Origin of the sequence: Streptomyces sp. NPDC013157 (assembly GCF_042899865.1) — a bacterium.
Taxonomy (GTDB): domain Bacteria; phylum Actinomycetota; class Actinomycetes; order Streptomycetales; family Streptomycetaceae; genus Streptomyces.
Genome location: NZ_JBIBAK010000002.1, coordinates 1,015,899 through 1,041,526, shown reverse-complemented (window position 1 = coordinate 1,041,526; position 25,628 = coordinate 1,015,899). Strand labels below are relative to the sequence as shown.

The window sequence follows — 25,628 nt, the reverse complement described above, 5'->3', positions numbered from 1 at the left end:
GGCGACCGCCTGGCCCAGGCGTACTCGCGGGCCCTGCAGTACACCGTGTCCCGGGAGGACCTGGCCGCCATGGAAGACGTCCAGCGCGGCCTCGAATCGGGTGCCATCAGTGACGTCTACCTCTCCCTCCAGGAGTTCGCGCTCCAGCACCGCTACGGACTCATCGACGAACTGATCGGAGCCAAGTGATGGAACTCTCCACAGCAGCGGGACTTCCCGAAGGATTCGCCGACCTTGAGCGCTTCCTGGAGCGGTGGCGCCTGCGCGACGCACAGGAGCGGATGGAGGCGATGGTCGCTGCCGACATCGAGGACCTGCGCGACCTGTGCGCCGCGATGCTCCCCCGTATCGAAGCGGTGGTGAACCATCTCACCGCCTTCCCCCTCGACGACATGCCCCCGCGGGAGCAGGCCCTCTTCGAGCTGGCACTGACCTTCGCCGAGGTCACCCACCCCGTCGACCTCGGCTGGGCCACACCCGAGGTCAGCGACCTGTATCCGCTGGACAGGATGAACCTGGTCGGGCCCGCACGCGCCTGGTGAGACGCGAATCCCGTATCCCGCACAGAGACGGACCGCTTCATGACTGACACCTTCGCCAAGCTGACACAGGTCGGCCCCGGCAGTCCGACCGGAGAGTTCTTCCGCCAGTTCTGGATGCCGATCGCCAGGTCCTCCGAGTTCGAGGCCGACGGCGCCCCGGTCCGCCTGATGGCCCTGGGTGAACGTCTGGTCGGCTTCCGCGACAGCGGCGGCCGGATGGGCATCTTCGACCACCGCTGCCCGCACCGCTGCGCCTCCCTGTTCTTCGGCCGCAACGAGGAAGGCGGCTTGCGCTGCTCCTACCACGGCTGGATGTTCGACGTGGAGGGCCGCGTCATCGACATTCCGAGCAGCGCGGGAGGACGCGTGCCCACCCGCGTGCGGGCCAAGGCCTACTCGGTGCGGGAGCGCAACGGCCTCGTCTGGATCTACATGGGGTCGCGTGAGGATCCCCCGCCGCTGCCCGTGATCGGTGTGGTCGCCGATGACGAGGAGCTGGAGATCCAGATGTGGCTGCGCGAGTGCAACTGGCTCCAGGGCATGGAGGGTGACATCGACGCGGCCCACCTCGCCTTCCTCCACCACGGCGGCCACGACCCCGAGGACGCCGGCGAGCACTTCGTCATCAAGTGGCTCACCACCGGCAGGGCTGTAGAGACCAAGGTCGTCAACACCGTCGGGGGCACCATGGAGGGCCACCGCAGGCCGGACAGCTGCGCTCCCGACTACTGGCACTACACCCAGCAGCTGCTGCCGTCCTGGACCATCCCCGGTCAGAACGCCTTCGATGCTGAAGAGCCCGTCGTGCGGTTCTGGTTGCCGATGGACGACACCCACTCCATGATCTTCCAGCTCAGCCGGCCGCGGGCGCTGGTGGACGGCAAGTCGATCTTCCTGGCCCCCTTGGCGAAGCTGCCGGGCGTCGTGGTGCGGATGGCCGACCTGCTCCAGCCCAACAGCGGCGACTGGTACGGCAGGGGGCGGCTCACACCGTCCGAGGAAAACGACTACTTCCTTGACCGGGACGCCCAGGCGAAGGGCAACTACTCCGGAGTCCAGGGCATCCAGATCCAGGACAAGATGATCTCGGAGAGCATGGGACCGGTCGTGGACCGGAGTTTCGAGCACCTGTCCGCCTCGGATCTGATGATCAGCCGGACGCGGCGGCGCATCCTCAAGGCCGTCGACGCATACGCCGCGACCGGGGAGCTCCCGGCCACCGTGGACGACACCGAGCTCACCCGCGGCCTCATGGCCGGCGGCGGCCACGTCCCCGAGGGCACCGACTGGCTGCAGTACTACCGGGATGTGGCAGAGGCGGCAGGCGCCGATCCGAAAATCCTGGAGAGCGACCTCGCCGAGGCCGCCGTCGGGGGATCCGTCGAAGGGGCAGGGGCATGACCGCCAACGAGTATCCCGTTCTCCCGTTCGCCGCTCGTGAGCTGCGCTGGCAGCGCACGCGTGCCTTCATGCGGGACAAGGACCTTGACTGTCTGCTCGTCTTCGGCCTCAAGGGCCGCGAGCGGTACGAGGGTTACCTCGCCAACGAGGTCCTCGACGGTGTGGTCGTCTTCTTCGCCGACCGCGACCCCGTCCACCTCACCTGGACCCATCACCGCTACACCCGCCGCCTGGCCGCGAACATGCGGGATGTGCGCTTCTGGATCGACGATGTACGTGTCGGTCCGTTCGGCCGCGGGGTGGTCCAGGCACTCACCGAAGAGGGACTGACGTCGAGTCGTATCGGCGTGGTCGGCATGACCGGGAGCTCTGCGGGGGAAATGGAGGGCCTCATCACCCACATGATGTGGGACTACGTCCTCAACAACCTGCCCGACGCCGAATTCGAGGACATGTCCCTCGACTTCGCCCAGACGATGCTGCCCAAGACGCCGCAGGAACTGGAACTGGTCCGCCACTCCGCCCGGGCGGCCGAGGAAGCCTGCCAGACCATGCTGGAGATGATCCGGCCCGGCGTGCGCGAGGCCGAGATCTACGCGGCCGTCGTGGAGGTGCTGCACCGTAACTCGTGCACCACGACCTACCCGCACGTCATCATGAGCGTCGGCGCCGACGACCCCGGTTGGGCGCCGCCCTACTGGACCTACGCCGGCGGCCCCTCCCGGACAGTCGAGCCCGGCGACCTGGTCCAGGCCGAGATCATGTCCTGCTACGGCGGGTTCGAGACACAGGTCCAGATGTCCGTCGCCGTCGAGCCGGTGCCGAAGGTGCTGCACACGCTCCACGACGTCGCGCGCGACTGCTACGACGCCGGACTCCAGGCCCTGCGTCCGGGAGCCGCCTTCCTCGACCTGGCCAAGGCCATGAGCGAGCCCCTCCTGAAGGCCGGCCACTACAACATGACCCCCCTGGTACACAGTCTCACTCCCGCGGCCTTCGCGGGGCACATCGCTCTGAACGCCGAACAGATCCCCGGCCAGGACACCCGCCGTGTCTTCCGTACCGTCGAGCCGATCTCCGACCTGGAACTCGTCCCAGGCATGGCATTCGCTTTTGAACCCAACGCCTGTACGGGACAGCACCGTGTCAACATCGGCGGCACCGTCGTCGTCGGCGAGAACGGACCGGACGAGCTCAACGCCGTTCCCTGCCGCATGCACGTCGTGTCCTGACGGAACTGGGACCCCGTTCCGACCACGGTACTCGCTGATCTCCCCGCCACGCTCCTCATATTCCTGACGGCACCGGCCGCCCCACACTCCAGGAGACACCGTGTCCGAGCAAAACCACCCGATGACAGTGGGCGGCAAGGACGTCCACACTGTCGATACCTTCGGGGTGCGCAACCCCGCCACCGGCCGGGTCTTCGCCCAGGCCCCCGAGTGCTCACCAGCTCAGCTGGACGACGCGGTGCAAGCGGCCGCCGACGCCTTCCCGCTCTGGCGCGACGACATCGGCGCTCGCCGCAGCGCGCTGCTGGCCGCGGCCGCACGCATCGAGGACAGCGCCGAGGACCTCGCCACCCTGCTCACAATGGAGCAGGGCAAGCCCCTGGCCGACGCGCATTTCGAGGTTATGGCGACCGCGCTGACCCTGCGGGGCACGGCCGCCCTCGACCTGCCCCGGGAGGTGATCCGGGACGACGACAAGGAGCGGATAGAGGTGCTGCACCAGCCCATGGGCGTGGTCGCGGCGATCACCCCGTGGAATGTCCCGCTGATCCTCGCCGCGAGTAAATTCGCGCCGGCCCTGCTGGCCGGCAACACGGTGGTACTCAAGCCGTCTCCTTTCACGCCGCTGTCCTCGCTCGCACTCGGAGTCGTTCTGCGCGACGTGCTGCCGCCGGGCGTGCTGAACGTCATCAGCGGCCGGGACCCGCTGGGTGCACAGCTCGCCGAACACCCCGTAGTCCGCAAGGTGACGTTCACGGGTTCGGTCGCCGCCGGAAAGCACGTGGCGGCGTCGGCTGCGCCCGACCTCAAACGCCTCACCCTGGAACTGGGCGGCAACGACGCGGGCATCGTCCTCGACGACGTCGACCTCGACGCCATGGCCGACAAGTTGTTCTGGGGCGCGTTCGTCAACTGCGGGCAGATCTGCGCGGCGATGAAACGTCTCTATGTACCCCGCGCCCGGTACACCGAGGTGGTCGACGCCCTGGCGGACCGGGCACGGTCGGTCGAAGTGGGCGACGGCATGCTCCCCGGCGTCCAGATGGGACCGCTCGCCACCGCGCCGCAGTTCGCCAGGGTCCAGGAGCTGGTGTCGGACGCGCTGGCCGGCGGTGCCACCGCGGCCGCCGGTGGCCGGCGCCTGGACGGTGACGGCTCCTTCTTCGCGCCGACCATCCTGAGGGATCTCGAGGACGGCGTGCGCGTCGTCGACGAGGAGCAGTTCGGGCCCGTTCTGCCGGTGATCCCGTACGACGACGTCGAGGACGCGGTGGCCCGGGCCAACCGTACCCACTTCGGGCTCGACGGCTCGGTGTGGAGCGCGGACCCGGAGCGGGCCGCGGCGGTCGCGGCCCGGCTGGAATGCGGGACTTCCTGGGTCAACACGCACGCCTTGCCGGCACCCGGCGTGCCTTTCAGCGGGCACAAGTGGAGTGGCCTTGGCGTGGCCGGCGGCCTGGCCGGCCTGCTGTCCTACACCGAGACCAAGGTGCTGCACGTCGTCCGCGGTTGATGAGCAGCCGGCGTCTGTCAATCCCGTCGAAGTGTGGAGCCCTTCCTATGCGGCCAGTCCCACGGTGGGTCCGGCCCAGTACTCGTTCCCGTAGTCGATCCGGCTCTTGAACCCGCACATGCTGTGTAGGTGGCGGGTGGTGTACGCAGCCGCTTCCGAAAACCGCCTGACGCCCGGGTGGAACACAGGGCCCCAAGCGGCCGACCGCCCGTCACCGAAGGAGTCTTCCCATGTCCACCACGCCTTCCTCCGCCACCCCTGCACCGGCGCGATCCATACGCTCCGCGCCCAGCCGGGCCGCATCCGCGGGATGGCTGATCGCGGGCACCGTGGCCGCGATCATCGCCGACGCGCTGATCGCCCTGGTCTCCCGCGCGGCCGGAGCCTCCGACGACTTCGAGCCCCTCCAGCCCGGGCCATACGTCACCTTCACTGTCCTGGGCGTCATCATCGGCGCAGTCGGATGGGCGGTGATCCGCCGGTGGTCGGCCCGGCCCCGCGCCCTGCTGTCCTGGCTGGTCCCCGCCGTCGTGGTCATCTCCTTCGTCCCCGACCTGCTGATGCTCGTCAGCGACTACATTCCGCACGCCGATGCCGCCGGGATCATCGGACTGGTGCTCATGCACGTCGCGGTCGCCGCGGTGGCCGTCGCCGCCTACCACCGCGCCCTGCCCCTGAACGACACGCCCCGAAACTGACTCACGGCCGCCCACCCATCACCCACCGGGAGCTTTCACCGGGGGTGATGCGTCGCTCGGCCTGTGGCGTTGATTTTCTCAACACCTACGAACTAAGGCCTGTGCTATGACGACGGCTGCGACCGCCGAAGGTTTCCCGACCCAACTCGCCCCCATCGACGAGGCTGCCCAGGCGGCCCTGTTCACCCAGGCCCGGACGGTGAACTCGTTCTCCGACACTCCTGTCTAAGGGTCAGGCGGCGGGAACCGCCTGCGGATAGAGCACGCTCGGGTCGGCGGACAGGGCCGCCTTGAGCTGGACGCAGTTGTTGTCGGCGAGGATCTCCATCTTCCCGGCCTCGATACCGTCGAGGGCGGCGCGCACGACATCGGCGGGGTCGTTCTTCTCCACGTCCCACCCGGCCATCATGTCGGTGTCGGTGCTGGCCAGGTGCAGGCCCGTCACCGCGGTTCCCTGGCCCGCGAGTTCGAGGCGGATGCCGTTGGTGAGGCTCCACGCCGCCGCCTTCGACGCGCTGTAGGCGTTGGCCCCGTCGTAGGCGAGCCAGGACATTGCCGACAGGACGTTGAGGATGGCCCCGCCGCCGTTGGCGGCCAGGACGGGAGTGAACGCCCGGACCACGTTGAGGGTGCCGAAGTAGTTGGTGTCCATCTCCAGCCGGATCTTCTCGGGGTCCCCGGTGACGAGGTTCTGCTGGGTGAAGACGCCGGCATTGTTGATCAAGAGGGTGACGTCCGAGGCCGCGCCCGCCGCGGCGGCGACCGAAGCCGGATCGGTGATGTCGAGCCGCAGTACCTCCACACCGGGGAGGTCGACGAGGTGGGGGGTGCGCGCGGTCGCGTAGACCTTGGTGGCGCCCCGGTGCAGGAGCTGTTGGGCGAAGTGCCTGCCGATGCCGCGGTTGGCGCCGGTGACGAGGGCGACGGAACCGGTGATCTTCATGGGGAGTCTCCTGGCAGTGGTGAGGTGATTCCTGTCCGGGCTGTTCACGGGCTACGCTAGAACCTGACGTTGACGTCAGAGGCAAGGAATGTGATCCAGGTCATGGAGGGGGCGTTGATGCGTATCGGTGAGCTGGCCTCAAGGGTGGGCGTGAGCGTGCGGGCACTGCGCTACTACGAAGAGCAGGACCTGCTGGCCTCGGCGCGCAGCCCCAGCGGCCAGCGGCAGTACCCGGACAGCGCGGTCGACCGCGTCCAGCTGATTCAGCAGCTGTACTCCGCAGGGCTGCCGAGCAGGGCGATCCTGGAACTGCTGCCGTGCGTCGAGACCGGTGACGTGACCCCCGCGCTGCTCGACCGGCTGTCGGCCGAGCGGGACCGCATCGATACGCAGGTCAGCACCCTGGTGAAAACCCGGGACCGGCTCGACGCCATCATCACCACGGCCTCTACAGCCAGGAGCGCGGGCCGGCCCTGCCCTCGTTGAGCAGCGCGCCTTCCCCAGGCGTGCGGCAGTGCTTGTCCCCCCGACGCAGACGGACGCCCGTCAGCAGGCGTCACTTGAGTCTCTTGGTGGTGGGCTGTCCGTCCCAGCGGTAGAACGGGGTCGCGCGGCGGATGAGCATGCGGAGCGTGACGATTGCGGCGGACAGGTAGAGGTAGAAGTCCACAGTGCACTGGCGCTTCTCGGTGCAGCAGCGGAGCTTGCCGAAGCCGTTCATCCATGCGTGGCTCCGCTCCACGACCCACCTCTTGCCGGCCTGGATCGGTGCGGGCACGCCCTTGCGGGCGATCTCGCCGGTGAAGCCCATTTTCTCGAGCGCGGCTCGGGTCTTGTCACTGTCATATCCCCGGTCCACGTTGACGTTGACCTGCTCGGGAAACACACCGATCTGCTTCTTCGCGGCCTCCAGGGTGGGCACGAGCAGCGGGGAGTCATGACGGTTGGCCCCGGCCGAGACGAGACCGATCGGGACGCCGCGGGCTTCGGTGGCCACTGAGCGCTTCAGGCCCTGCTTGCCCCGGTCGACCAGGGAACGTCCGGCTCTCTCGCTGCCGCAGGGAGCCTTGGTGATGCACCCGTCGACGGACAGCTCACGGAGTTGGAGGCCGATCATGCGGTCGTACGCCTGCACGGCCAGCCCATGGACCTGCTCGGCCATGCCCAGCATGGGGTCGTTCTTCAAGGAGTGCGGGCACCAGCGCCCGCGGTGGGCGAAGTGCCCCCGCCCCCTACGTGATCCGGTACCGGTCGGCCGCCGGCAAGCAGGTGGAAGAGTTCGGGTTCGTGAACCAGGACTTGGCCATCGAGCGTTTGACGGAGGTCTACAAAGAGAAGTGGACGGCGAAGCAGGGGCTGCCGAAGGTGGAGCGTATCCGGAAGTACGGGGCGATGCGCTTCGCGACTACGCCGAGGACCTCGGGAGGTCCGGCGCCAGCGACGACGTGTGTGGCGTGGCGCTGGCCGCGCCGGGTGGGCGGCTGACGGTGATGACGACCTGGTGCCGGGTCTCGCCTCCCTCGCCCCCCGGACCGTGGATGGAGTGCCTCGGCAGACCTCTACAGGGAACTCGCTGTATCAGCTAACATAGAATAATTAGATAGATGAATGCCGAATGGTGCAGGGAGCGGCCGTGGACTTCGGGCTGACCGACGAGCAGGACCTGTTGCGCGCGACGGCACGGCAGTTCGTCGCCGACGTGTGCCCGGCCGAGAAGGCCAAACAGTGGGACGAGGAGGGCGTCGTACCACCCGAGCTGTTCCGGGGGATGGCCGACCTGGGCTGGTTCTCGCTCCCCTTCAGCGAGGCGGAGGGCGGCGACGGCGGCGGGCCGGTCGAGCTCATCCTGATCGCCGAGGAGCTGGGACGGGCCAGCTTCGACGTCGCCATGTGCTACATCGGGGTACTCATTCCCGGGATCACGGTGTTCCGGTGGGGCGACGACGCGCAGCGCGAATTCATCCGCGAACAGGTGATGACGGGGCGCCACCGACTGGCCGTGGGCCTCAGCGAGCCGGACAGCGGGTCCGACGCCGCTGCGCTGCGCACCACCGCCGAGGATCACGGGGACCACTTCCTCGTCCGCGGCCAGAAGGCGTGGTGCACGGGCGCCGGCCTGCCCGACACGACCATCGCGACCTATGTGCGCACCGGACCCCGCGAACCCAAGCACGGCGGTATCAGCCTGCTGCTCGTCGATCCGTCGACAAAGGGTGTCGAGGTGCGCCGCACGCCGACCCTCGCGCGGCACATCCTCGGCACCAACGAGGTCTTCTTCAACGACGCGCTCGTGCCGAAGGAGAGCCTCGTCGGCCCGCGCGACGACGGCTGGAAGGTCATGCTCTCCAACATCGAGCTGGAGAAGGTGATCATCAGCGGAGGATATCTGGGCGCCGCCCAGGCCACGCTCGACGAGATGCTCGACTATGCCCGCACCCGGCACGCCTTCGGCCGTCCGATCGGCAACTTCCAGGCGCTCGCCCACGCCATGGCCGACCTGCAGACCGAAATAGACTCCGCCCGGCTGCTCGCCTACCGCGCCGCCTGGCTGCTCGCCCAGGGCAGGCCCTGCACACGGGAGGGCTCGATGGCGAAGCTGAAGGGCTCGGAGACGTATGTGGCGGCCGCCCGGCTCGGGATGCAGGTGTGCGCGGGGCACGGGTTCTCGACGGAGAGCGTCATGAGTTTCCGCTACCGGGAGTCGATCGTGGCCACGATCTCCGGCGGCACGAGCCAGATCCAGCGCAACGGCATCGCCCGCAGCATGGGGCTCAGGTCCTACTGAGCCTCGCCGGCCCTGTCCTGTCCGGCCAGCCACTCCTGGTGCCGTGCGAAGTGGCCCGGGTCCCGGGTCACCCAGATCCCGGAGGTCCGGGCCAGCACGGCACGTGCGGGCAGCAGCACCATCTCGCCCGCGATGTACCAGCGCCTGCCCTCCCGCTTCTCCACCCAGGCCCGGACCTCCAGCGGCCGTTCGACCGGCACCGGCTTCACGAAGCTCACGGTCAGTTCCGCCGTCACGCTCAACACCCGGTGCAGTAGCGGCAGATGGCCGAGGCAGTCGTCCAGGACGGCGGCCGTCCAGCCACCGTGCGCGACATCGGGCCCGCCCTCCTGGTCCCGTGGGCAGGACAGCTCGAACACGGCCGCCCCGTCCGCGTCGAGCCGCTCCCGCTGCACCCCCAGCCGGCAGGAAGCCGCGGCGCGGCACGCCCCGCAGAGGGCCACTCCGCCGGGAGTGCGGGGCGGCTCCTGGAAGTCGGCGCCCGCCCAGGGGCCCGTCGGTGTCGTCGTGGACATGGTGTGGCTCCTCCTGCGGGGCGGGCGGACGGGCGTCGGGGTGTCGGGCGTCGGGGTTCTGGGCGCCGGCGTGTCAGACATCGGCCAGCAGCGGGCGCAGCTTCCCCGCGATCAGCTGGACCTGGCGGGCCACCATCTCCTCGGGCATCCCGGCCAGCGAGGCCCACAGGAAAACCCCCTCGACCGGCAGGCCCGCCACATACGCCTTGATGGCATCGGCGGTCTCCTGCGGTGTGCCGTACAGGAACTGTCCCACGCCGGTCGCGCGCAGCCCGGTCTCCCGCCACTTCTCGGGGTCGATGGGGCGAGGGGCGGGCTGGCCGGTCCCCTCGACCATGTAGCGGCGGTAGCTGTCCCACTGATACGCCAGATGCCTGCGGACCACCGGCCAGTCGCGGTCGGGGTCCTCGGTGACGAACGTGGTGAACGAGCCCTGCATCCGGCCCGCCGACACCTCGTACCCGCTCTCCGCGAGCCCCTGCCGGTACGGCGCCAGCAGTGCCGGGTTGAGGGAGAGCAGCCCGGTGCCGAGCCGGCCGGCCCGCCGGGCGCCCTGGGGGCCCTGGTAGCCCAGCCAGATGGGCAGCGGGTCCTGGACCGGGCCGGGCGTGACCAGGGATTCGGCCCACAGGCCCCGGATCTCCCGCACCCGCTGGTCGGTCGTGGTGTAGCGCTTGGCGAGGTCGGCTCCGTAGAGCCGGTACTCCGGCACCCGGTAACCGGTGCCGAGCCCGAGGTCCACGCGGCCGTCGCTGATGATGTCCACGAGGGCGGCCTGCTCGGCGATCTCGGGAGCCGCGTGCAGCGGTGCCGGGATGACGGCGGTGCCCAGGCGCACGCGCCGGGTGCGGGCCGCTGCGGCGGCCGCCATGGTGAGTGGCTGGGGGAGATAGCCGTCCTCGAAGCCGTGGTGTTCGGAGAACCAGACGGAGTCCAGGCCGAGCCGGTCCGCCTCCTCGCACATCTCCAGGGCGAACCCGTACACCCGCGACCAGCTTCGCTGCCACGGTGGCGGGTTGCGCAGGTCGAAGTAGACACCCACCTTCATGAGGGGCTTCCTCCTGTCGTACGTGACGCTTTGCCGTGATGCGGGGTCGCCCGATGCCGTGGGGGTCTTCCTGCTGTCATGCGAGGCCTCCTGCGGGTTCGGCCGAGATCCTGATCGTGGCGTGCGCCACCGCCACCCCGTCGCCGGGCGGCAACAGCCGTACCGGGCGCAGTTCCAGCGCCTCGATCTCGGGGAGGTCGTCGACCATCGCCGAGATCCGCAGGACGGTCTCCTCGAGGGCCGGCAGATCCACTCCGGGCCCGCCCGCCCGGCCGTCCAGCAGCGGTGCCGCGCGCAGCGAGCGGACCATCTCCCTGGCGTCGCGGTCGCTGAGCGGGGTGACGCGATGGACGACGTCCGCCATGAGGTCGGCGTAGTCGCCGGTGAGGCCGAAGGAGACCACCGGGCCGAAGACCGGATCGGCGCCGACGGTGAGGAACGCGGTCCGTGCGGCGGCCGGTTCCGGCCCGGTGCCGGGGGCCGGTTCGGTTCCGGGTCCGGGGCCCGGTTCGGCGGCGCCCACGGCGATTCCGTACGCGCCCAGCAGTTCGGCGGCGGCCGGCTCCGGCATCGGACCGGGGGCGCAGGCGGCGACCAGTGCGCGAGCCCGCTCGGCGTCGACGCCCGCGAGATCCGGGACGACGCCTGCCGGGGTGCTGCGCCAGGCCTGGTAGGCCGCCGCGTGTCCGAGAGAGGCGGCCGCCGCCTCGGGGAACGTGTAGGTCGGAATCACCAGGTCGCCCCGGTGCAGGAGATCGGCCACGCCCGCACCGCCGAGGAAGCTGGTCACCACCGGTTTCTCGGGCCGGGACGCGGCGGCGTCGAGGATCGCCGACGCCACCTCGTCGGGCTTGTCCGCCAGCGGCGGCATGAACAGCACGACGGCCGCGTCGACACCGTCGTCGGCCAGTACCGCGTCCAGCGCCTGCCGGTAGTGGGCGGCCGTGGCGGTGGGGGTCAGATCGACCGGGTTGGTGACGTCGGCCTGCGGCGCGAGGGCCGCGCGGAGCGTGTGACGGGCGCGTTCGCCGAGCGGGGGCACGGACAGGCCGCTCGCCGTGCACGCCCCGACCGTCAGCGCCGCGGGCCCGCCCGCGTTGGTGATCACGGCGACCCGGTTGCCGGGCGGGGGAGGCTGGTGGGCGAGCAGCAGGGCGACGTCGAACAGTTCCTGGAGGCTGCGGGTGCGGATCACGCCGGACTGGGCGAACAGGGAGGCGGCCGCCGAGTCCGCGTGGCCGGGGTGGACCGCGACGATCGGCTTGCGCGGTGCGACACGGCGGGCGACGCGGGCGAACCGGCGCGGATTGCCGAAGGTCTCGACGTGCAGCAGGATCACCGAGGTCGCGGGGTCCTCCTCCCACCACTGCAGCAGGTCGTTGGTGGAGACGTCGACGGCGTGGCCCACCGACACGAAGCCGGAGAAGCCGAGCCGCAGCCGGCGGGCGTAGTCGAGCACCGCGAGCCCCAGCGGCCCGGACTGGCTCGACATCGCCACCCGGCCCGGTGCCGGCAGGGCGGGCGAGAAGGTCGCCGCCAGCCGCGCCGCCGGGGTCGTGTTGACCACGCCCATGCAGTTCGGGCCCACCAGCCGCATCCCGGAGGCGCGGGCGAAGCGGGCCAGCTCCAGCTCGGTCGCCCGCCCCTCGGCTCCGGTCTCCCGGAAGCCGGTCGAGACGACGACCACCGCCTTGACCCCGGCCTCGGCACATTCCCGTACGACAGCGGGCACCGCCTCGGCCCGCACGGCCACCATCGCGAGATCCGGCGCCTCGGGAAGCTCCCGCACGCTGGGATACGCCCGTGCTCCGGCGATCCGCTCGGCCCGCGGGTTGACCGGGAACACGCTGCCGCCGAAGCCGCCCCGCAGCAGGTTGGCCACGATCTCGTGGCCGATCGTCAGCGGGTCGCGGTTGGCGCCGATCACCGCGACCGACCGCGGTTCGAGCAGCGGCCGCAGGGAGCGTCGTACGGCCGTGTGCTCGCGGCGTTCGGCCCGGGCCACCGCCAGCGTCTGCGGGTCCACGGCGATCTCGAAGTGGATGATCTGGCCGGGCGGCCCGCTCTCGACCCGGTAGCCGGAGCCGAGGAACACATTGATCATCCGGGTGTTGTCGGCGAGGACGTCGGCCTCCAGCACCCGGATGCCCCGGGCGCGTGCGGCGGCGGCGATGTGCTCCAGGAGCAGCCTGCCGAACCCCTCGCTCTGGTGGTCGTCCCGGATGGTGAAGGTGACCTCGGCGTGCTCGGGCCGCTCGGGATCACGGACGTAGCGGACCAGTCCGGCGATCTCGTCGCCGGCCAGGGCGACCAGCGCCAGCTCGTCGAGGTAGTCCACGTGCGCGCCGCGCCGGATGACGTCGTCGCGGGCGCGGACCACCGGGCCGAGGGAGCGGTAGGCCAGGGTGGCCCGGGACAGGCTGCCGACGAAGTCGACCAGCCGGTCGGCGTCCTCGGGCCGGACGGGTCTGACGAACGTCGACCGCCCGGTCCTGACGAGCCCGGGCCGTTCCAGGTCTTCGGGGTAGTGGGTCACGGCAGCGGTTTCGTGCGGCTCAGACGGCCGCTTCCCGGGGAGTCTGCTCGGGCAGGTCGAACAGTTCGTTGAAGGTGCCCCGCGTGACACGGTCGCGGATGTCGTCCGGCACGCCGGCGAACAGGTCCTGGAGCGTGGACTGGGTGTGCCCGTACGTCCCCTCCAGGTGGGGGTAGTCGTCGCCCCACATCACATTGCGGTAGCCCGTCGACTCCACGATCTCCACCGAGCTCTTGTCGTGCTGGAAGGAGGCGTACACCTGCTGCCTGATGATCTCGCTGGGCAGCCGGCTCAGCTTGGGCCGGACGAACATGCCGTGCTGGCGGTACGCCTCGTCCATCCGGTCGCCGATGGCCGGCACCCAGCCGGCACCGCCCTCCGCAATGAGGATCTTCAGGTCCGGGTGACGGTCCAGGGCGCCGCCCGCGACCATGTGGGAGACCACCCGCATGCCCGGGTAGGTCGTCTCCATGTAGTTGACGACCGCGCCGCCGGGGCCGCGGAAGACGACGTTCTGGCCGCCCGTGCCGATGTGGAAGCCGAGCACGATGCCCGCCCGCTCGGCCGCGGTCCACAGCGGCTCCCAGCGGTCCAGGGCGTACTCCTCGCCCTCCCGTGTCGAGCACGGCAGGAAGACCGCCTTGAAGCCCAGCTCGGCGGCCCGTTCCAGCTCGGCGACCGCGTCGCCGATGTCGGCCGTCGAGACGCAGGCGGTGGTGATCACCCGCTTGTTCCTGCTCAGGATCTCCTCGTGCGCCCAGTCGTTCCAGACCCGTACGGTCTCCCGGGCGAGTTCCCGGTCGGTGATCGACACCAGCCAGAACCCCATGGAGGGGAAGGCCAGTTGGGACCAGACGCCTTCCTGGTCGAGGTCCTTGAGCCGGACCTTCAGGTCCCAGGCGCCCGGCGGACGCATGGCGTCCATGAAGTCGCCGAGCTGGCGGTCGATGCGCTCGCCGTCGATGTAGAGCATCTCGTACTTCTCGCCGCGCTCGCTGCGGGGGGCGCGGGCGCCGAGCCGCTCGGGCAGCCTCGCGGTCCACACGTCGGCGGGTTCCATGACATGGGAGTCCCCCGAGTTGACCCAGATCTTCGACATGACGCCCCTTCGAGTCAATGGATGTAATCAGTTAGCGATTTTAGTTGTATGAACGGCGGAATGGAAGGCGGTGCGGGCTCTCGACTTGAATCCGTCAAAATAGTTGACTGATTGCGCTGATAGACGGAAGATCTGGGCACTGAGCCGCGAGGAGGCGCCATGGTGGGTGACGGGCACGCCGGGGACAGGTACTTCGAGCCGCAGGTGGAGACCATGCCCCGGGAGCGTCTGCGGGCACAGCAGGAGGAGCGGGTGCTGGAGCTGGTGGCGTACGCCCACGCGAACTCCGCCTTCTACCGCGAACTCTGGGACGGTCACGGGGTGCACCCTCGCGACATACGGTCGCTGGAGGACTTCCGGGCACGGATTCCCTTCATCACCAAGGACATGGTGCGCTCCTACCGGGCCCGCACCGGCGACCCCTTCGGCGGGCTGCTCTGCGTCCCGGTGGAGGAACTGACCTCGGTCTCCTCCAGCTCGGGAACCACCGGCGATCCGGAGTTCTTCGCCGAGATCTGGCAGGACGCCCCGCCCCTGGTCACCGCGCAGGTGCGGGACCTGTGGGAGCTGGGCCTCAGGCCGGGCGACCGGGTGCTCAGTCCGCCCGGAACCTTCCGCAACCTCATGGACCCCGGCTATCAGGCGCTCGGCGCGGTGGTCATCGAGGTCGACACCTGGCTCGGCAGGATGCACGAGGTCGTCGAGGCCCTGCGCACCTACCGGCCGGCCTACCTCCAGATGATGTATCCGCAGATGGTGGAGCTGGAGCATCTCGCCGAGAAGGTCGACCTGAAGGAGGCCTTCTCCTCCCTCAAGGGCGCCTCCTGCGCCGGGCAGCCCCTCAGCCGGAAGATGCGCGAGCGGATCCGCGACGACTGGGGCATCGACGTCTACGAGTACACGAGCGCCGCCGACACCGGGACCGCCTGGGAGTGCCGTGAACACGACGGTTTCCACCTCTGGGAGGACACCGTCTTCGCCGAGTGCGTCGAGGTCGGGGAGGACGGCTGGCGCGACGTACCGGAGAGCGACCTCGGCGAGCTGGTCGCCACCGACCTGGACAACCGGGCCGCGCCGCTGATCCGTTACCGAAGCGAGGACCTGGTCCGCATGTCACGGGACCGCTGCGGCTGCGGACGGACCCACGCCCGGATGTGGGTGGCCGGCCGGCGCGGCGACGAGACGGTCGTCCAGGGGCGGTCGGTGGTCCTCCGGGACGTCTGGCAGGCGGTGGAGGACCAGCCTGAAACGGTCGCCGGAGTGTTCCAGATCGTCCGGGACGGCCGCGAGGTCGACGAACTGCGCCTGCGTGTCGGCTACGACCCCGCGCTCACCGGCGACGTCGACGCGCTGGCCGGGCGGCTGGGCGAGGCCGTGCGCGAGCGGACCGGCGTCAAGCCGGTGCTCGACATGCGCACCGAGGAGGACCTGTTGAAGACCATGACCAGCGTCGCCAAGTTCCCCCGGGTGGTGAAGCACTGATGGCCCGCGCCGCGACCCTCGCCCGGGCCAGGACCCTCGACCGGCCCGAACTCGCCTACCTGGTCCGCTTCCCCACGGCCGGTGGCACCCGCGACATGGAAATGACCTGGGCGGAACTCGCCCGGGACACCGACTGGGTCACCGCACGGCTGCGCGAGCACGGCCTCGCCGCCGGGCAGCGGGCACTGCTCACCGCCTCCGGATTCGAGGGCTTCTGGGGCCACGCGGTGATCGGCGCCCTGCGCACGCTGCACGTCACGTACGGCATCGCGGAGGCGATGGGCTGGGACCACCGCCGTACCGCCGTCTTCCACCGTGAGCTCGATCCGCACGCGGTGATCGGCCTGTCGGCCGAGACCCTGGAGGGACTGGCCGGCGCGGCGGACATCGGTGAGATGTTCCGGTCCACGTCGGTCGTGCTGGCCCGGCCTCCCGCCGTACCCGTGCTGCGCGGGGTGGGGGTGTCCGCCTGTGTGATCTCGGCCGTGGGACCGGCCCTCGCGCTGGAATGCCCCGAACGGGGCGGCGCGCATGTCGATGCCGTCGAGTGGCGGGTGAGCGAGCGCGACGGACAGCTGTCCGTCGCGGCCGGCGAGGGGCGCACCTCACCGCTGCCCGAGACCCCGCTCGGCATCGCGGGCCGCGTCGTGGGCGGCCGTTGCGGCTGTGGCAGCGAGGACCCACGGATTCTGCTCGCAGAGGCCAACTGAACTGAGTCACCTAGGAGTTGAGGATGTCCGAAGGAGTGGTCGGCGGCCGGGTCGTGGTCGTCACCGGCGCCGGCAACGGGATCGGCCGGGCACACGCCCTGGCCTTTGCCGCGCACGGGGCGAAGGTCGTGGTAAACGACCTGGGCGGGGCGCGGGACGGCGCGGGTGCCTCGGCCGGGCCCGCCCAGGCCGTGGTGGACGAGATCGTCGCGGCCGGCGGCGAGGCCGTGGCCAACACGGACGACATCTCCGCCTGGGACGGCGCCGGCCGTCTGGTACGGCAGGCGGTGGACACGTACGGCGGCCTGGACGTGCTGGTCAACAACGCCGGCATCCTGCGGGACCGGATGATCGTGTCGATGACCGAGCAGGACTGGGACAGCGTGCTCGCCGTCCACCTCAAGGGCGGCTTCGCGACCCTGCACCACGCGGCCGCGTACTGGCGCGAGCGCGCCAAGGCCGGTCACGGCAACGACGCCCGGGTGATTAACACGACCTCCCCGTCCGGCGTCTTCGGCAACCCCGGCCAGTCCAACTACGGCTCCGCCAAGGCCGGGATCGCCAGCCTCACCGTCATCGCCGCCGCCGAACTCGCCCGCTACGGCGTGACGGTGAACGCCATCGCGCCCACCGCGCTCACCCGGCTGACCGAGGACATCGAGATGATGCGGCAGGCCGCCGAGGCCCAGGACCTCACCCCCGAGGCCATCTCCCCGCTCGTCGTCTGGCTCGGCTCCGCCGCCTCCCGCGAGGTCACCGGCCGGGTCTTCGGCGTCATGGGCAACCGCATCACGGTCCTGGAGGGCTGGGTCAACGGCCCCGCCGCGAGCGCGGAGTCCCGCTGGACCCCGGAGCAGCTGTCCTCGGTCGTTCCGAACCTGGTGGCCAAGGCGGCTCCGAACGCCGACGCCCTCGGCAACCGGAACGGGGTCTGAGATGACGATCCGTCAAGAATCTGTCGCCGAGGGCCTGTTCACCTGGCCGGACGCCCCGTTGCGGCTCATCGGCTCCGAGTGCGCGGACTGCGGGCTGGTGAGCTTCCCGGCAGCCCCTGACTGCGTCCGGTGCGCGAGTCCTCGGTCGAAGGAACGGCTGCTCGCGGACCGGGGCAGGCTGTGGACGTACACCACCCAGAACTTCCGCCCTCCCACCCCGCCGTACGACGGGCCGGAAGCCTTCGAGCCCTACGCGGTCGGCTACGTCGAGCTCCCCGGCGAGCTGCTCGTCGAGGCCCGCCTCACCGAACCCGACCCGGAGAAGCTCAGGATCGGGCAGGAGATGCGGCTGGCCCTGGTGCCGTACACCGTGCGGGACGACGGCACCGAGGTCATGACCTTCGCGTTCGCCCCGGCCGAGGAGTCCGACCGGTCCGAGGAGTCCGACCGGTCCGAGGAGGAGACGTCATGACCGAGGCCGTCATCATCGGGGTGGGCCTGCACCCCTTCGGCCGGTTCCCCGGCAAGCCCGCGCTGGACATGGGCGCGGACGCGGTACGGCTGGCCCTCGCCGACGCGGGCGTCACCTGGCCGCAGATCCAGGGCGGTTACATCGGCAGCTACGAGGTCGCCAACCCGGACGCCATCGTGGCCCGGCTCGGCCTGACCGGTGTGCCGCTGCGCGGCGTGTTCAACGGCTGTGCCACGGCCGGCACGGCGATCGCGCTGGCCGCCCGCGCGATCGAGACCGGCGAGCACGACCTGACCATCGCGATCGGCCTGGACAAGCACCCGCGCGGCGCGTTCGCCGCCGATCCGTCCGTGGCCGGTATCCCGTCCTGGTACGGGCAGACGGGGCTGTTCCTCACCACGCACTTCTTCGGCATGAAGATCAACCGCTATATGCACGACCACGGCATCTCGCACGAGACGCTCGCCCGGGTGGCGGCCAAGAACTTCGGCAACGCGGCCGGGAACGAGAAGGCCTGGCGGCGGACGCCCCTGTCGGTGGCGGAGATCCTGGCCTCGCCGGTGCTCAACTACCCCCTCCGCCAGTACATGTACTGCGGCCCGGACGAGGGCGCCGCGGCGATCGTGCTGTGCCGCGCGGACCAGGCCCACAAGTACACCGGGAAGCCCGTCCGGGTCCGCTCCACCGCCCTGCGCAGCCGCCGGCTCGGTGCCTTCGAGGTACAGAGCCCGTCGTTCCCGGTGGGGGAGGTGGTCGAGAGCCCGACGGTGGACGCGTCCAGGGCGGCGTACGAGGGCGCGGGCATCGGGCCCGAGGACGTCGACGTGGCCCAGCTCCAGGACACCGACGCCGGCTCGGAGATCATCCACATGGCCGAGAACGGCCTCTGCAAGGACGGCGAACAGGAGCGACTGATCGCCGAGGGCGCCACCGGGATCGGCGGCCGGCTGCCGGTCAACACCGACGGCGGACTGCTCGGCAACGGCGAACCGATCGGCGCGTCGGGCCTTCGGCAGATCCACGAGATCGTCCTCCAACTGCGTGGTACGGCAGGAGACCGGCAGATCCCCGGCACCCCCCGCGTCGGATACACCCACCTGTACGGCGCGCCGGGCGTGTCGGCGGTGACGATCCTCTCGACCTGAGCACGGAGCCGAACATGGACCACGACACGCAGGACTTCGCCGCCGAGGCCCGCCGCTTCCTCGACGCCCACGCGGCGAAGGCCCCCGACCCCGCCGCCTTCACCTGGGGCGAGGGCGACGACTCGATGGCCTACTTCAGCAGCCTGCCGCCCGAGCAGGAGCGGGAGCAGGTGCGGCGCGCACGGGAGTGGCAGCGCGTACGCCACGAGAACGGCTTCGGCTGGATCACCGGCCCGCCCGAGTACGGCGGCCGGGGCCTGACCCCCGTGCACGATCTGGTCTACGACGCCGTCGAGGCCGAGTACGACGTCCCCGACACCGGTGTCCTGAGCGTGGTCGGCCTGGGCATGATCGGCCCGACGATCCTCGCCCACGCCCAACCGGACATCAGCAAGCGGTGGTTGCCCGCGATGTACCGCGGGGACGCCATCGCCTGCCAGCTGTTCAGCGAACCCGGCGCCGGGTCGGACCTGGCGAGCGTGGCCACCAAGGCCGTACGCGAGGGCGATGAATGGGTGCTCAACGGGCAGAAGGTGTGGACGTCGGTCGCCCAGCACAGCCAGATCGGACTGGCGCTGACCCGCACGAACCCCGACGCTCCCAAGCACCAGGGCATCACGGCCTTCCTGGTCCCCATGGACGCCCCCGGTGTCGAGGTCCGGCCGCTGCGCCAGATGACCGGCGGCGCCGACTTCAACGAGGTCTTCCTCACCGACGTCCGCATCCCCGACGACCACCGCCTCGGCGAGGTCGACGGTGGCTGGACGGTCGCCCTGACCACGCTGATGAACGAGCGGAACACGGTCGGCACCGTGGGCGCCGGTCCGGTGGCCGCCGCACTGTCCCCGGACCACCTCTCGGCACTCATGCGCGCCACCTGGACCTGGGACGACCGCGCGCTGCGCGGCCGTCTCGCCGAACTCCTCGTGGACGCCCTGGCCACCGGCTACCTCAACGCCCGCGCCCAGCGCACCCTGCGCGCGGGCGCCGCCCCCGGCCCGGAGAGGTCGATCGCCAAGCTGATGTACGGCCAGAACCTCACCCGGGCCGCGCACTTCGTGTCGGAGTGCCTCGGCCCCCGCATCATCGCCGACACCGGCCAGTGGGGCACCTACGCCTGGGCCGAACTCCTCCTCGCCACCCCGGCGCTGCGCATCCTCGGCGGCACCGAGGAGATCATGAAGAACATCCTCGCCGAACGCGTCCTCGGCCTGCCGAAGGAGGCACGCGCATGAGCACCGACGATCACGAGCTGAAGGAACTCCGGTATTCCCTGAGGGAGTTCATGGCCGCGAAGTCCCCCGAGGAAGCCGTGCGCAAGCTCATGGAGAGCGACCCGCACTTCGACCCGGAGGTATGGGCCCAGGCCGCCGACCAGCTGAGGCTGCCCGCCCTCGCGATCCCGGAGGAGTACGGCGGTGACGGCTACGGGCTGGTCGAACTCGGCGTGGTCCTGGAGGAGATGGGCCGTGCCCTGTTCTGCGCGCCGTTCTTCGCCACCGTTCTGCTCGCCGCCCAGGCCCTGCTCGCCTCGGGCGACGGCGAGGCCTGCGCCCGCCACCTGCCCGGCATCGCGGCCGGCCGCACCACGGCCACCCTCGCCGTCGCCGAGGACAACGGCTCCTGGGACCCCGCCATGGTCTCCACCCGCGCCGTGCCCGACGGGGACGGCGGCTGGAAGCTGAACGGCCGCAAGTCCTTCGTCATCGACGGTACGACCGCCGATCTGCTGCTCGTCGTCGCCCGCACCGTGGCCGGGCCGACGCTCTTCGCCGTGGACCGGAACGCGCCGGGAGTGACGGCAGAGCCGATGGAGACCCTGGACGCCACGCGGGCGATGGCCCGGCTGACCCTCGACGCCGTGCCCGCGACACCCGTCGGCGTGGACGGGGCGGGCGGGCGTGTCATGGCCGAAGTCCTGGACGTCGCCGTGGTGGGGCTGGCCGCCGAGCAGGCGGGCGGGGCACGCCGGTGCCTGGAGATGAGCACCGAGTACGCCCGCACCCGGCACCAGTTCGGCCGGCCGATAGGCTCCTTCCAGGCGGTCAAGCACAAGTGCGCCGACATGCTGGTCCAGGTGGAACTCGCCGAGGCCTCCGCCCGGGAGGCGGCGCTGCTCGCCGCCGGCGAGGACTTCCCGGTGGCCGCCGCGGTGGCGCATGCGAGCTGCTCACGGGCGTACATGGTCGTGGCCATGGAGAACATCCAGGTCCACGGCGGCATCGGCTTCACCTGGGAGCATCCGGCCCATCTGTACTTCCGGCGGGCAAAGTCCGCACAGCTGCTGTTCGGCGGCCCGGCCGTGTACCACGAGCGGCTGCTGGACCGACTCGGCATCTGAACGGCCGGACGGTCAGCCCCAGTTCCACGCCTGGTTGCTGTTACCCGCGCAGCTCCACGCCTGGACGCGCTGACCGTCCTGGCCGGAGGTCGCGGCCTCCGTATCCAGACAGAAGCCGTCCGGCACGCTGACCAGGGTCTGACCGCCGGTACGCCGGCGGTTCCGACACCCCACCGCTGCGCGGCCCGGCCCGTTGCACCGGACGCCGTGGATCCCGTGGCCGTTCGTTCAAGGCCGACCGCCGCGTGGGCAACCGCGTGTGACCGGTTGTACAGCGGGTCGGACAGGGGAAATTCCGGTCTCTCGCGCGTACCTGTGGACGTACGCGGCGGCTGTCGGTGCACGCGAGATTAGCCCAATGTCCTTGTGAACAGGGCGAGTTGGCGTTCGTCAACTGTGTGTCGGGTCAGTCGCCGGACGGCGTCCCGGGTCAGTCGCGAGCCGCCTCGCCCAGCAGTGCCTTCGCGATGATGACCTGCTGGATCTGGCTGGTGCCCTCGTAGATGCGGAACAGCCGGGCGTCACGGTAGAACCGCTCGACGGCGACCCCGCGCATATAGCCCGCACCGCCGTGGACCTGCACGGCACGGTCGGCGACCCGGCACACCATCTCGCTGGCGAAGTACTTGGTGCAGGACGGCCCGATCTTGGTGTCCGTACCGGCGTCGAAGGCGCGAGCGGCCTCCAGCACCGTGGCGCGCCCAGTGTAGTAGTCGGTCATCGAGTCGGCGATCAGGCCCTGGACGAGCTGGAAGGACCCGATGAGCCTGCCGGACTGCCGACGGGTACGGGCGTACTCCACCGACTCGTCGACCAGGCGCTCGGCCATCCCCACCATCAGCGCCGAGATGTGCACCCGGCCGTGCGCGATACAGCCCATCGCCGTGCCGAAGCCCCGGTCAAGGCCGCCCTCGCCGCCGACGAGGGCGGCGGCCGGGACGCGTACGTCGTCGAAGTACACATCCGCGGTCCAGGCACCGAACTGGCCCATCTTGTGGTCCCGGGGGGCCACGGTCAGGCCCGGAGTGCCGGCCGGGACCAGGAAGGTCGAGATGCCGCGGGTGCGCGGGGCGTCGGGGTCGGTGCGGGCGAAGACCATGAAGACGTCGGCGAGCGGGGCGTTGGTGATGTACCGCTTGGCGCCGTTGATCACCCATGTGTCGCCGTCCCGCGTCGCACGCGTGGTCAGCGTCGACGGATCGGATCCGGCGTCCGGCTCGGTGAGCGCGAACGAGGCCAGCACCTCGCCCGAGGCGACCCTCGGCAGCCACTCGGCCTTCTGCTCCTCGGTGCCGCCGACCATCAGGACATGGCCGGCGATGCCGTTGTTCGTCCCGAACATGGAGCGCAGGGACGGGGTCGTGTACCCCAGCTCGAACATGAGCTGGGCCTCCTCGTACATCGAAAGGCCCAGACCGCCGTACTCCTCGGGCAGCGCGAAGCCGAACAGGCCCATCTTCCTGGCCGCCTCGCGGATGTCCGCGGGCATCTCGTCCTTCTCGTCGATCTCGGCTTCGAGCGGCATGACCCGCTCCCGGACGAAGCGCCGGACCTCGGACAGCACCGAGCTGAAGTCATCCGCGTCCATGTCGACCCCTTCACTGATCCTGGTCCTGATCGGCCGGCTTGCGCTCCGGCCGGTAACACACCGCCAACAACGCCGCGGCGCTCGCCGCACCGAGAGCCGTCGCGAGCAACGCCGGCCCCACGCCGGCCCGTTGCCGTCGCAGCAGCCCGTCCAGCGAGTACCGGCCGTTGCCCAGCGCCGCGAGTGCGACCGCCGTGCCGCCCACGACTCCGACGTACTCCCAGCCGCCCTTGAAGACGAAGAACCCCTTGCCGCGGTGGTCGGTCCGAGCGGCCACGGTCATCAGGCCCACGGTCGCTGCCATCGGGAGAGGGCCCGCAGCGCCCAGGGTGATCCCCACCCCGGCCGCGATCTCGGTTCCGGCCGCCATCCGGGCCTGCACGGCGGCCGGCTTCAGGCCGAGCGCCTCGAACCAGCCCGTGGTGCCCTTGAGGCCGCCGGGGCCCGCGACCTTGTTCCAGCCGTGCGCGACGAGCATGGGGCCGAGCGTGGCGCGCAGCACCAGGGCGGCGGCGTCGTGCCCCTTCACTGGCCGGCTCCGGTGGCCCGCCCGGCAGGGACGGCACCGTACAACTGCGGTACGGCGTCCACGAGTTCGTCATAGGTGAGGGCCTGACCGTCATGGCTGGGATGGACGGCCGCGACGGTCCAGCCCTGGAGCCGGTTGAGCCGGTTGCCCTCGATGCGCAGGACCTGACCGGTCAGCCAGGACGCGTCGTCGGAGGCCAGGTAGACGACGACGCCGGAGGCGTTGGCGGGGTCGCGCGGGTCGAAGCCCTCGGTGGCCCGGAGAGAGGCGCCGACGGCCAGTCCGTCCGTCATCCGGGTGGCCGCGATCGGCGAGATGGCGTTCGCGGTGACACCGTAGCGGCGCATCTCCAGGGCGGTCAGGACCGTCAGCCCCGCTATTCCGGCCTTCGCGGCGCCGTAGTTGGACTGGCCCTGGTTGCCGAACAGCCCGGTCCCGGACGTCGTGTTGATGACGCGCCCGGCGACCCGCTCACCCCGCTTCGACGCGTCCCGCCAGTACGCGCAGGCGTGCCGGGTCAGGGCGAAGGTGCCCTTCAGATGCACGGCGATCACCGCGTCGAACTCGGCCTCGCTCATCGAGAAGAGCATCCGGTCGCGCACGATGCCCGCGTTGTTCACGACGATGTCGAGGCGGCCGAACTCCGCGACGGTGTCCAGGACCATCTGCTCGGTGGCCGCCCAGTCCGTCACCGAGGCGTGGTTGGCGACCGCCCGGCCGCCGAGCTTGGTGATCTCGGTGACGACGTCGTCGGCGGGGGAGTCCCCGGTCCGTTCACCGTGCACGCCCGAGCCGAGATCGTTCACGACCACGGTCGCGCCGGCCTCGGCGAGCGCCAGGCAGTGTGCGCGGCCGAGGCCCCGGCCACCGCCGGTCACGATCGCCACCTTGTCGTCGAGGATGCCCACCCTCTACCTCCCGGGTATGTCAGTCGAGTTCGCGGAGTACTTCGTCGGTGTGCTCGCCGAGGGTCGGCGCGCCGGTGCGTGGTTTGTCGTCAACGCCCCAGAAACTGACTGGGGTCGCCACGGTCCGCAGTGGTGGCGCGTCACCCATGCCGGGCTGCTCGACGAACGCCCCCACCGCCTCCGCCTGCGGGTCGGCCGCGACCTCCGCGAGGCTCTGCACGGGCGCCCACCACACCTCCTCGGCGTCGAGGCGTTCCGCCCACCGTGCCAGCGGCCGCTTCGCGAACTCCTCGTCGAGCACGGCGATCAGCTCACGCACATGGCCGCGCCGGGCCTTGCCGGTCGCGAACCGTTCGTCCGTCTCCAGGTCCGGTCGGCCGAGCGCCCTGACCACTCCCGGCCAGTGGCGGTTGCCCTCCAGGCCCACCAGCCAGAACCAGCGGTCGTCGGCGGTCCGGTAGCAGTTGTACAGCGGGGACTCGTGCTCGGTGCGGTGGCGGGTACGGCCGCGCCTGCCGAAGAAGTTCTGCAGGGCGAGGTCGTTGCCGTTGGCGTAGGTACCGGACCGCAGCAGCGAGACGTCCACCACCCCGCCCTCGCCGGTGCGTTCGCGACGCAGCAGCGCGGCCAGCACGCCCGCCACCAGGTTGGCGGCGGCGGTGCGGTCGCCGAGGCCCGGACGGATTCCGGGCGGCGGTTCCCCGGCCGGGTTGAGCATCGCGGCGATGCCGGGCCGTGCCCAGAACGCGGAGACGTCGTATCCGGCCCGGTCGCGCTCGGCGCCCGTCCAGCCGTAGCCCGTCAACGTGCCGACCACCAGACGGGGATGGCGGGCCCGCAGCTCGTCGGGCGCGAGGCCGAGCCGTTCCAGCGCGCCGGGGCGGAGGTTGGTGACGAACACGTCGGCTCGTGCCAGCAGCCGTCCCAGGACGTCCTTTCCGGCCTCGGAGCGCAGGTCGAGCACGATCCCGCGCTTGCCGCGGTTGTCGGTCTCGAACGGGGGTGCGCTGTCGATGTCCTGGCCGACGTGCCGGAGCGTGTAGCGGTTGGGGTCGCCGGCCGGCGCCTCCACCTTCACCACGTCCGCGCCCCAGTCCGCGAGCATGGTGGCCGCGGCCGGTGCCGCCACCCACATGCCCAGCTCGACGACCGAATAGCCTTCCAGTGGCCGCACGGCCCACCTCCACACCTGTCGGGGACGGTTCG

General features: G+C 70.7%; 26 protein-coding genes and 1 pseudogene. 16 read left to right on the top strand and 11 right to left on the bottom strand.

From position 1 onward, the window contains the following. The 7 genes from ACFY6U_RS10100 to ACFY6U_RS10070 all read left to right on the top strand — a co-directional run. Nucleotides 1–189: SRPBCC family protein (locus tag ACFY6U_RS10100; protein WP_390036498.1), on the top strand; the 189-nt coding region annotated here is incomplete at its 5' end. Continuing rightward, a complete protein-coding gene (locus ACFY6U_RS10095) occupies nt 189–542 on the top strand; it encodes a hypothetical protein (protein ID WP_390036496.1) in 354 nt (117 codons plus the stop codon). The genes ACFY6U_RS10100 and ACFY6U_RS10095, both read left to right, overlap by 1 nt. A 39-nt stretch (nt 543–581) precedes the next feature. Beyond that, complete coding sequence (locus ACFY6U_RS10090) at nt 582–1,943, top strand: Rieske 2Fe-2S domain-containing protein (protein WP_390036494.1); 1,362 nt, start codon at nt 582–584, stop codon at nt 1,941–1,943. Next, the gene (locus tag ACFY6U_RS10085) at nt 1,940–3,175 is read left to right on the top strand and encodes a M24 family metallopeptidase (protein ID WP_390036492.1); all 1,236 of its coding nucleotides are present in this window, start codon (nt 1,940–1,942) and stop codon (nt 3,173–3,175) included. The genes ACFY6U_RS10090 and ACFY6U_RS10085 overlap by 4 nt, the downstream gene beginning before the upstream one ends. 121 nt (nt 3,176–3,296) lie before the next feature. Continuing rightward, entirely contained in the window at nt 3,297–4,688 is a 1,392-nt protein-coding gene (locus ACFY6U_RS10080; RefSeq protein WP_390036567.1) for an aldehyde dehydrogenase family protein, read from the top strand. A 230-nt stretch (nt 4,689–4,918) separates the two neighbouring features. Further along, the gene (locus tag ACFY6U_RS10075) at nt 4,919–5,386 is read left to right on the top strand and encodes a DUF6069 family protein (protein WP_390036490.1); all 468 of its coding nucleotides are present in this window, start codon (nt 4,919–4,921) and stop codon (nt 5,384–5,386) included. A gap of 106 nt (nt 5,387–5,492) precedes the next feature. Continuing rightward, entirely contained in the window at nt 5,493–5,615 is a 123-nt protein-coding gene (locus tag ACFY6U_RS10070; RefSeq protein WP_390036488.1) for a hypothetical protein, read from the top strand. Nucleotides 5,616–5,618: 3 nt separating this feature from the next. On the opposite strand, the gene ACFY6U_RS10065 is transcribed toward ACFY6U_RS10070, so the two are convergent. Continuing rightward, nucleotides 5,619–6,329 carry an SDR family oxidoreductase gene (locus ACFY6U_RS10065; protein WP_095850112.1) on the bottom strand — a complete coding sequence of 237 codons (711 nt, stop codon included), beginning with the start codon at nt 6,327–6,329 and terminating at the stop codon, nt 5,619–5,621. A gap of 117 nt (nt 6,330–6,446) precedes the next feature. On the opposite strand from ACFY6U_RS10065, the gene ACFY6U_RS10060 reads away from it, so the two are divergent. Beyond that, on the top strand, nt 6,447–6,815 hold the full coding sequence (locus ACFY6U_RS10060; protein ID WP_099946741.1) for a MerR family transcriptional regulator: 369 nt from the start codon (nt 6,447–6,449) through the stop codon (nt 6,813–6,815). Nucleotides 6,816–6,885: 70 nt separating this feature from the next. Here ACFY6U_RS10060 and ACFY6U_RS10055 read toward each other — a convergent pair. Then, a pseudogene (locus tag ACFY6U_RS10055) lies at nt 6,886–7,479 on the bottom strand (transposase); the annotation flags it as partial. Nucleotides 7,480–7,944: 465 nt separating this feature from the next. Between ACFY6U_RS10055 and ACFY6U_RS10050 the strand changes: the two are divergent. Continuing rightward, nucleotides 7,945–9,114, top strand: coding sequence for an acyl-CoA dehydrogenase family protein (locus tag ACFY6U_RS10050; protein ID WP_390036486.1), 1,170 nt, complete (start codon nt 7,945–7,947; stop codon nt 9,112–9,114). On the opposite strand, the gene ACFY6U_RS10045 is transcribed toward ACFY6U_RS10050, so the two are convergent. The 4 genes from ACFY6U_RS10045 to ACFY6U_RS10030 all read right to left on the bottom strand — a co-directional run bounded on the left by ACFY6U_RS10045 (nt 9,108) and on the right by ACFY6U_RS10030 (nt 14,312). After that, the gene (locus ACFY6U_RS10045; protein ID WP_390036484.1) at nt 9,108–9,629 is read right to left on the bottom strand and encodes a PaaI family thioesterase; all 522 of its coding nucleotides are present in this window, start codon (nt 9,627–9,629) and stop codon (nt 9,108–9,110) included. The two genes, ACFY6U_RS10050 and ACFY6U_RS10045, sit on opposite strands and share 7 nt — an antisense overlap. 73 nt (nt 9,630–9,702) lie before the next feature. Then, entirely contained in the window at nt 9,703–10,677 is a 975-nt protein-coding gene (locus tag ACFY6U_RS10040) for an LLM class flavin-dependent oxidoreductase (RefSeq protein WP_390036482.1), read from the bottom strand. Nucleotides 10,678–10,753: 76 nt separating this feature from the next. Further along, nucleotides 10,754–13,213, bottom strand: coding sequence for a GNAT family N-acetyltransferase (locus tag ACFY6U_RS10035; RefSeq protein ID WP_390036480.1), 2,460 nt, complete (start codon nt 13,211–13,213; stop codon nt 10,754–10,756). Nucleotides 13,214–13,232: 19 nt separating this feature from the next. After that, nucleotides 13,233–14,312 carry an amidohydrolase family protein gene (locus ACFY6U_RS10030; protein WP_390036478.1) on the bottom strand — a complete coding sequence of 360 codons (1,080 nt, stop codon included), beginning with the start codon at nt 14,310–14,312 and terminating at the stop codon, nt 13,233–13,235. 159 nt (nt 14,313–14,471) lie between these two features. Here ACFY6U_RS10030 and ACFY6U_RS10025 point away from each other — a divergent pair, with 159 nt between their 5' ends. The 7 genes from ACFY6U_RS10025 to ACFY6U_RS09995 are packed head-to-tail and all read left to right on the top strand — an operon-like array spanning nt 14,472 to nt 21,397. After that, nucleotides 14,472–15,794: a phenylacetate--CoA ligase family protein gene (locus tag ACFY6U_RS10025; protein WP_390036477.1), complete on the top strand. Its 1,323-nt coding sequence runs from the start codon at nt 14,472–14,474 to the stop codon at nt 15,792–15,794. Further along, nucleotides 15,794–16,504: a hypothetical protein gene (locus ACFY6U_RS10020; protein ID WP_390036475.1), complete on the top strand. Its 711-nt coding sequence runs from the start codon at nt 15,794–15,796 to the stop codon at nt 16,502–16,504. The genes ACFY6U_RS10025 and ACFY6U_RS10020 overlap by 1 nt, the downstream gene beginning before the upstream one ends. A 23-nt stretch (nt 16,505–16,527) precedes the next feature. Beyond that, entirely contained in the window at nt 16,528–17,439 is a 912-nt protein-coding gene (locus ACFY6U_RS10015) for an SDR family oxidoreductase (RefSeq protein WP_390036473.1), read from the top strand. A 1-nt stretch (nt 17,440) separates the two neighbouring features. Further along, nucleotides 17,441–17,911, top strand: coding sequence for a Zn-ribbon domain-containing OB-fold protein (locus tag ACFY6U_RS10010; protein ID WP_390036471.1), 471 nt, complete (start codon nt 17,441–17,443; stop codon nt 17,909–17,911). Further along, nucleotides 17,908–19,056: a thiolase family protein gene (locus ACFY6U_RS10005; protein ID WP_390036469.1), complete on the top strand. Its 1,149-nt coding sequence runs from the start codon at nt 17,908–17,910 to the stop codon at nt 19,054–19,056. Before ACFY6U_RS10010 ends, ACFY6U_RS10005 begins: the two co-directional genes overlap by 4 nt. Before the next feature lie 14 nt (nt 19,057–19,070). Then, nucleotides 19,071–20,291 carry an acyl-CoA dehydrogenase family protein gene (locus ACFY6U_RS10000; protein WP_390036467.1) on the top strand — a complete coding sequence of 407 codons (1,221 nt, stop codon included), beginning with the start codon at nt 19,071–19,073 and terminating at the stop codon, nt 20,289–20,291. Continuing rightward, nucleotides 20,288–21,397 carry an acyl-CoA dehydrogenase family protein gene (locus ACFY6U_RS09995; RefSeq protein ID WP_390036465.1) on the top strand — a complete coding sequence of 370 codons (1,110 nt, stop codon included), beginning with the start codon at nt 20,288–20,290 and terminating at the stop codon, nt 21,395–21,397. The genes ACFY6U_RS10000 and ACFY6U_RS09995 overlap by 4 nt, the downstream gene beginning before the upstream one ends. Before the next feature lie 12 nt (nt 21,398–21,409). Here ACFY6U_RS09995 and ACFY6U_RS09990 read toward each other — a convergent pair whose 3' ends face one another. From ACFY6U_RS09990 to ACFY6U_RS09970, 5 genes are all read right to left on the bottom strand, one after another. Next, nucleotides 21,410–21,523, bottom strand: coding sequence for a hypothetical protein (locus tag ACFY6U_RS09990; protein WP_390036463.1), 114 nt, complete (start codon nt 21,521–21,523; stop codon nt 21,410–21,412). Between the two features lie 304 nt (nt 21,524–21,827). After that, a complete protein-coding gene (locus tag ACFY6U_RS09985) occupies nt 21,828–22,985 on the bottom strand; it encodes an acyl-CoA dehydrogenase family protein (RefSeq protein ID WP_390036461.1) in 1,158 nt (385 codons plus the stop codon). Nucleotides 22,986–22,995: 10 nt separating this feature from the next. Then, the gene (locus ACFY6U_RS09980) at nt 22,996–23,514 is read right to left on the bottom strand and encodes a DoxX family protein (protein WP_390036459.1); all 519 of its coding nucleotides are present in this window, start codon (nt 23,512–23,514) and stop codon (nt 22,996–22,998) included. Then, on the bottom strand, nt 23,511–24,422 hold the full coding sequence (locus ACFY6U_RS09975; RefSeq protein WP_390036457.1) for an SDR family NAD(P)-dependent oxidoreductase: 912 nt from the start codon (nt 24,420–24,422) through the stop codon (nt 23,511–23,513). The genes ACFY6U_RS09980 and ACFY6U_RS09975 overlap by 4 nt, the downstream gene beginning before the upstream one ends. Nucleotides 24,423–24,441: 19 nt before the next feature. Further along, a complete protein-coding gene (locus tag ACFY6U_RS09970) occupies nt 24,442–25,596 on the bottom strand; it encodes a CaiB/BaiF CoA transferase family protein (RefSeq protein WP_390036456.1) in 1,155 nt (384 codons plus the stop codon). Nucleotides 25,597–25,628 lie beyond the last annotated feature (32 nt).

Coding starts and splice junctions, on each gene's coding strand:
- ACFY6U_RS10095 (WP_390036496.1), top strand. CDS start 189: ATGGAACTCTCCACAGCAGCGGGACTTCCCGAAGGATTCGCCGACCTT.
- ACFY6U_RS10090 (WP_390036494.1), top strand. CDS start 582: ATGACTGACACCTTCGCCAAGCTGACACAGGTCGGCCCCGGCAGTCCG.
- ACFY6U_RS10085 (WP_390036492.1), top strand. CDS start 1,940: ATGACCGCCAACGAGTATCCCGTTCTCCCGTTCGCCGCTCGTGAGCTG.
- ACFY6U_RS10080 (WP_390036567.1), top strand. CDS start 3,297: ATGACAGTGGGCGGCAAGGACGTCCACACTGTCGATACCTTCGGGGTG.
- ACFY6U_RS10075 (WP_390036490.1), top strand. CDS start 4,919: ATGTCCACCACGCCTTCCTCCGCCACCCCTGCACCGGCGCGATCCATA.
- ACFY6U_RS10070 (WP_390036488.1), top strand. CDS start 5,493: ATGACGACGGCTGCGACCGCCGAAGGTTTCCCGACCCAACTCGCCCCC.
- ACFY6U_RS10065 (WP_095850112.1), bottom strand. CDS start 6,329: ATGAAGATCACCGGTTCCGTCGCCCTCGTCACCGGCGCCAACCGCGGC.
- ACFY6U_RS10060 (WP_099946741.1), top strand. CDS start 6,447: ATGCGTATCGGTGAGCTGGCCTCAAGGGTGGGCGTGAGCGTGCGGGCA.
- ACFY6U_RS10050 (WP_390036486.1), top strand. CDS start 7,945: ATGGTGCAGGGAGCGGCCGTGGACTTCGGGCTGACCGACGAGCAGGAC.
- ACFY6U_RS10045 (WP_390036484.1), bottom strand. CDS start 9,629: ATGTCCACGACGACACCGACGGGCCCCTGGGCGGGCGCCGACTTCCAG.
- ACFY6U_RS10040 (WP_390036482.1), bottom strand. CDS start 10,677: ATGAAGGTGGGTGTCTACTTCGACCTGCGCAACCCGCCACCGTGGCAG.
- ACFY6U_RS10030 (WP_390036478.1), bottom strand. CDS start 14,312: ATGTCGAAGATCTGGGTCAACTCGGGGGACTCCCATGTCATGGAACCC.
- ACFY6U_RS10025 (WP_390036477.1), top strand. CDS start 14,472: ATGGTGGGTGACGGGCACGCCGGGGACAGGTACTTCGAGCCGCAGGTG.
- ACFY6U_RS10020 (WP_390036475.1), top strand. CDS start 15,794: ATGGCCCGCGCCGCGACCCTCGCCCGGGCCAGGACCCTCGACCGGCCC.
- ACFY6U_RS10015 (WP_390036473.1), top strand. CDS start 16,528: ATGTCCGAAGGAGTGGTCGGCGGCCGGGTCGTGGTCGTCACCGGCGCC.
- ACFY6U_RS10010 (WP_390036471.1), top strand. CDS start 17,441: ATGACGATCCGTCAAGAATCTGTCGCCGAGGGCCTGTTCACCTGGCCG.
- ACFY6U_RS10005 (WP_390036469.1), top strand. CDS start 17,908: ATGACCGAGGCCGTCATCATCGGGGTGGGCCTGCACCCCTTCGGCCGG.
- ACFY6U_RS10000 (WP_390036467.1), top strand. CDS start 19,071: ATGGACCACGACACGCAGGACTTCGCCGCCGAGGCCCGCCGCTTCCTC.
- ACFY6U_RS09995 (WP_390036465.1), top strand. CDS start 20,288: ATGAGCACCGACGATCACGAGCTGAAGGAACTCCGGTATTCCCTGAGG.
- ACFY6U_RS09985 (WP_390036461.1), bottom strand. CDS start 22,985: ATGGACGCGGATGACTTCAGCTCGGTGCTGTCCGAGGTCCGGCGCTTC.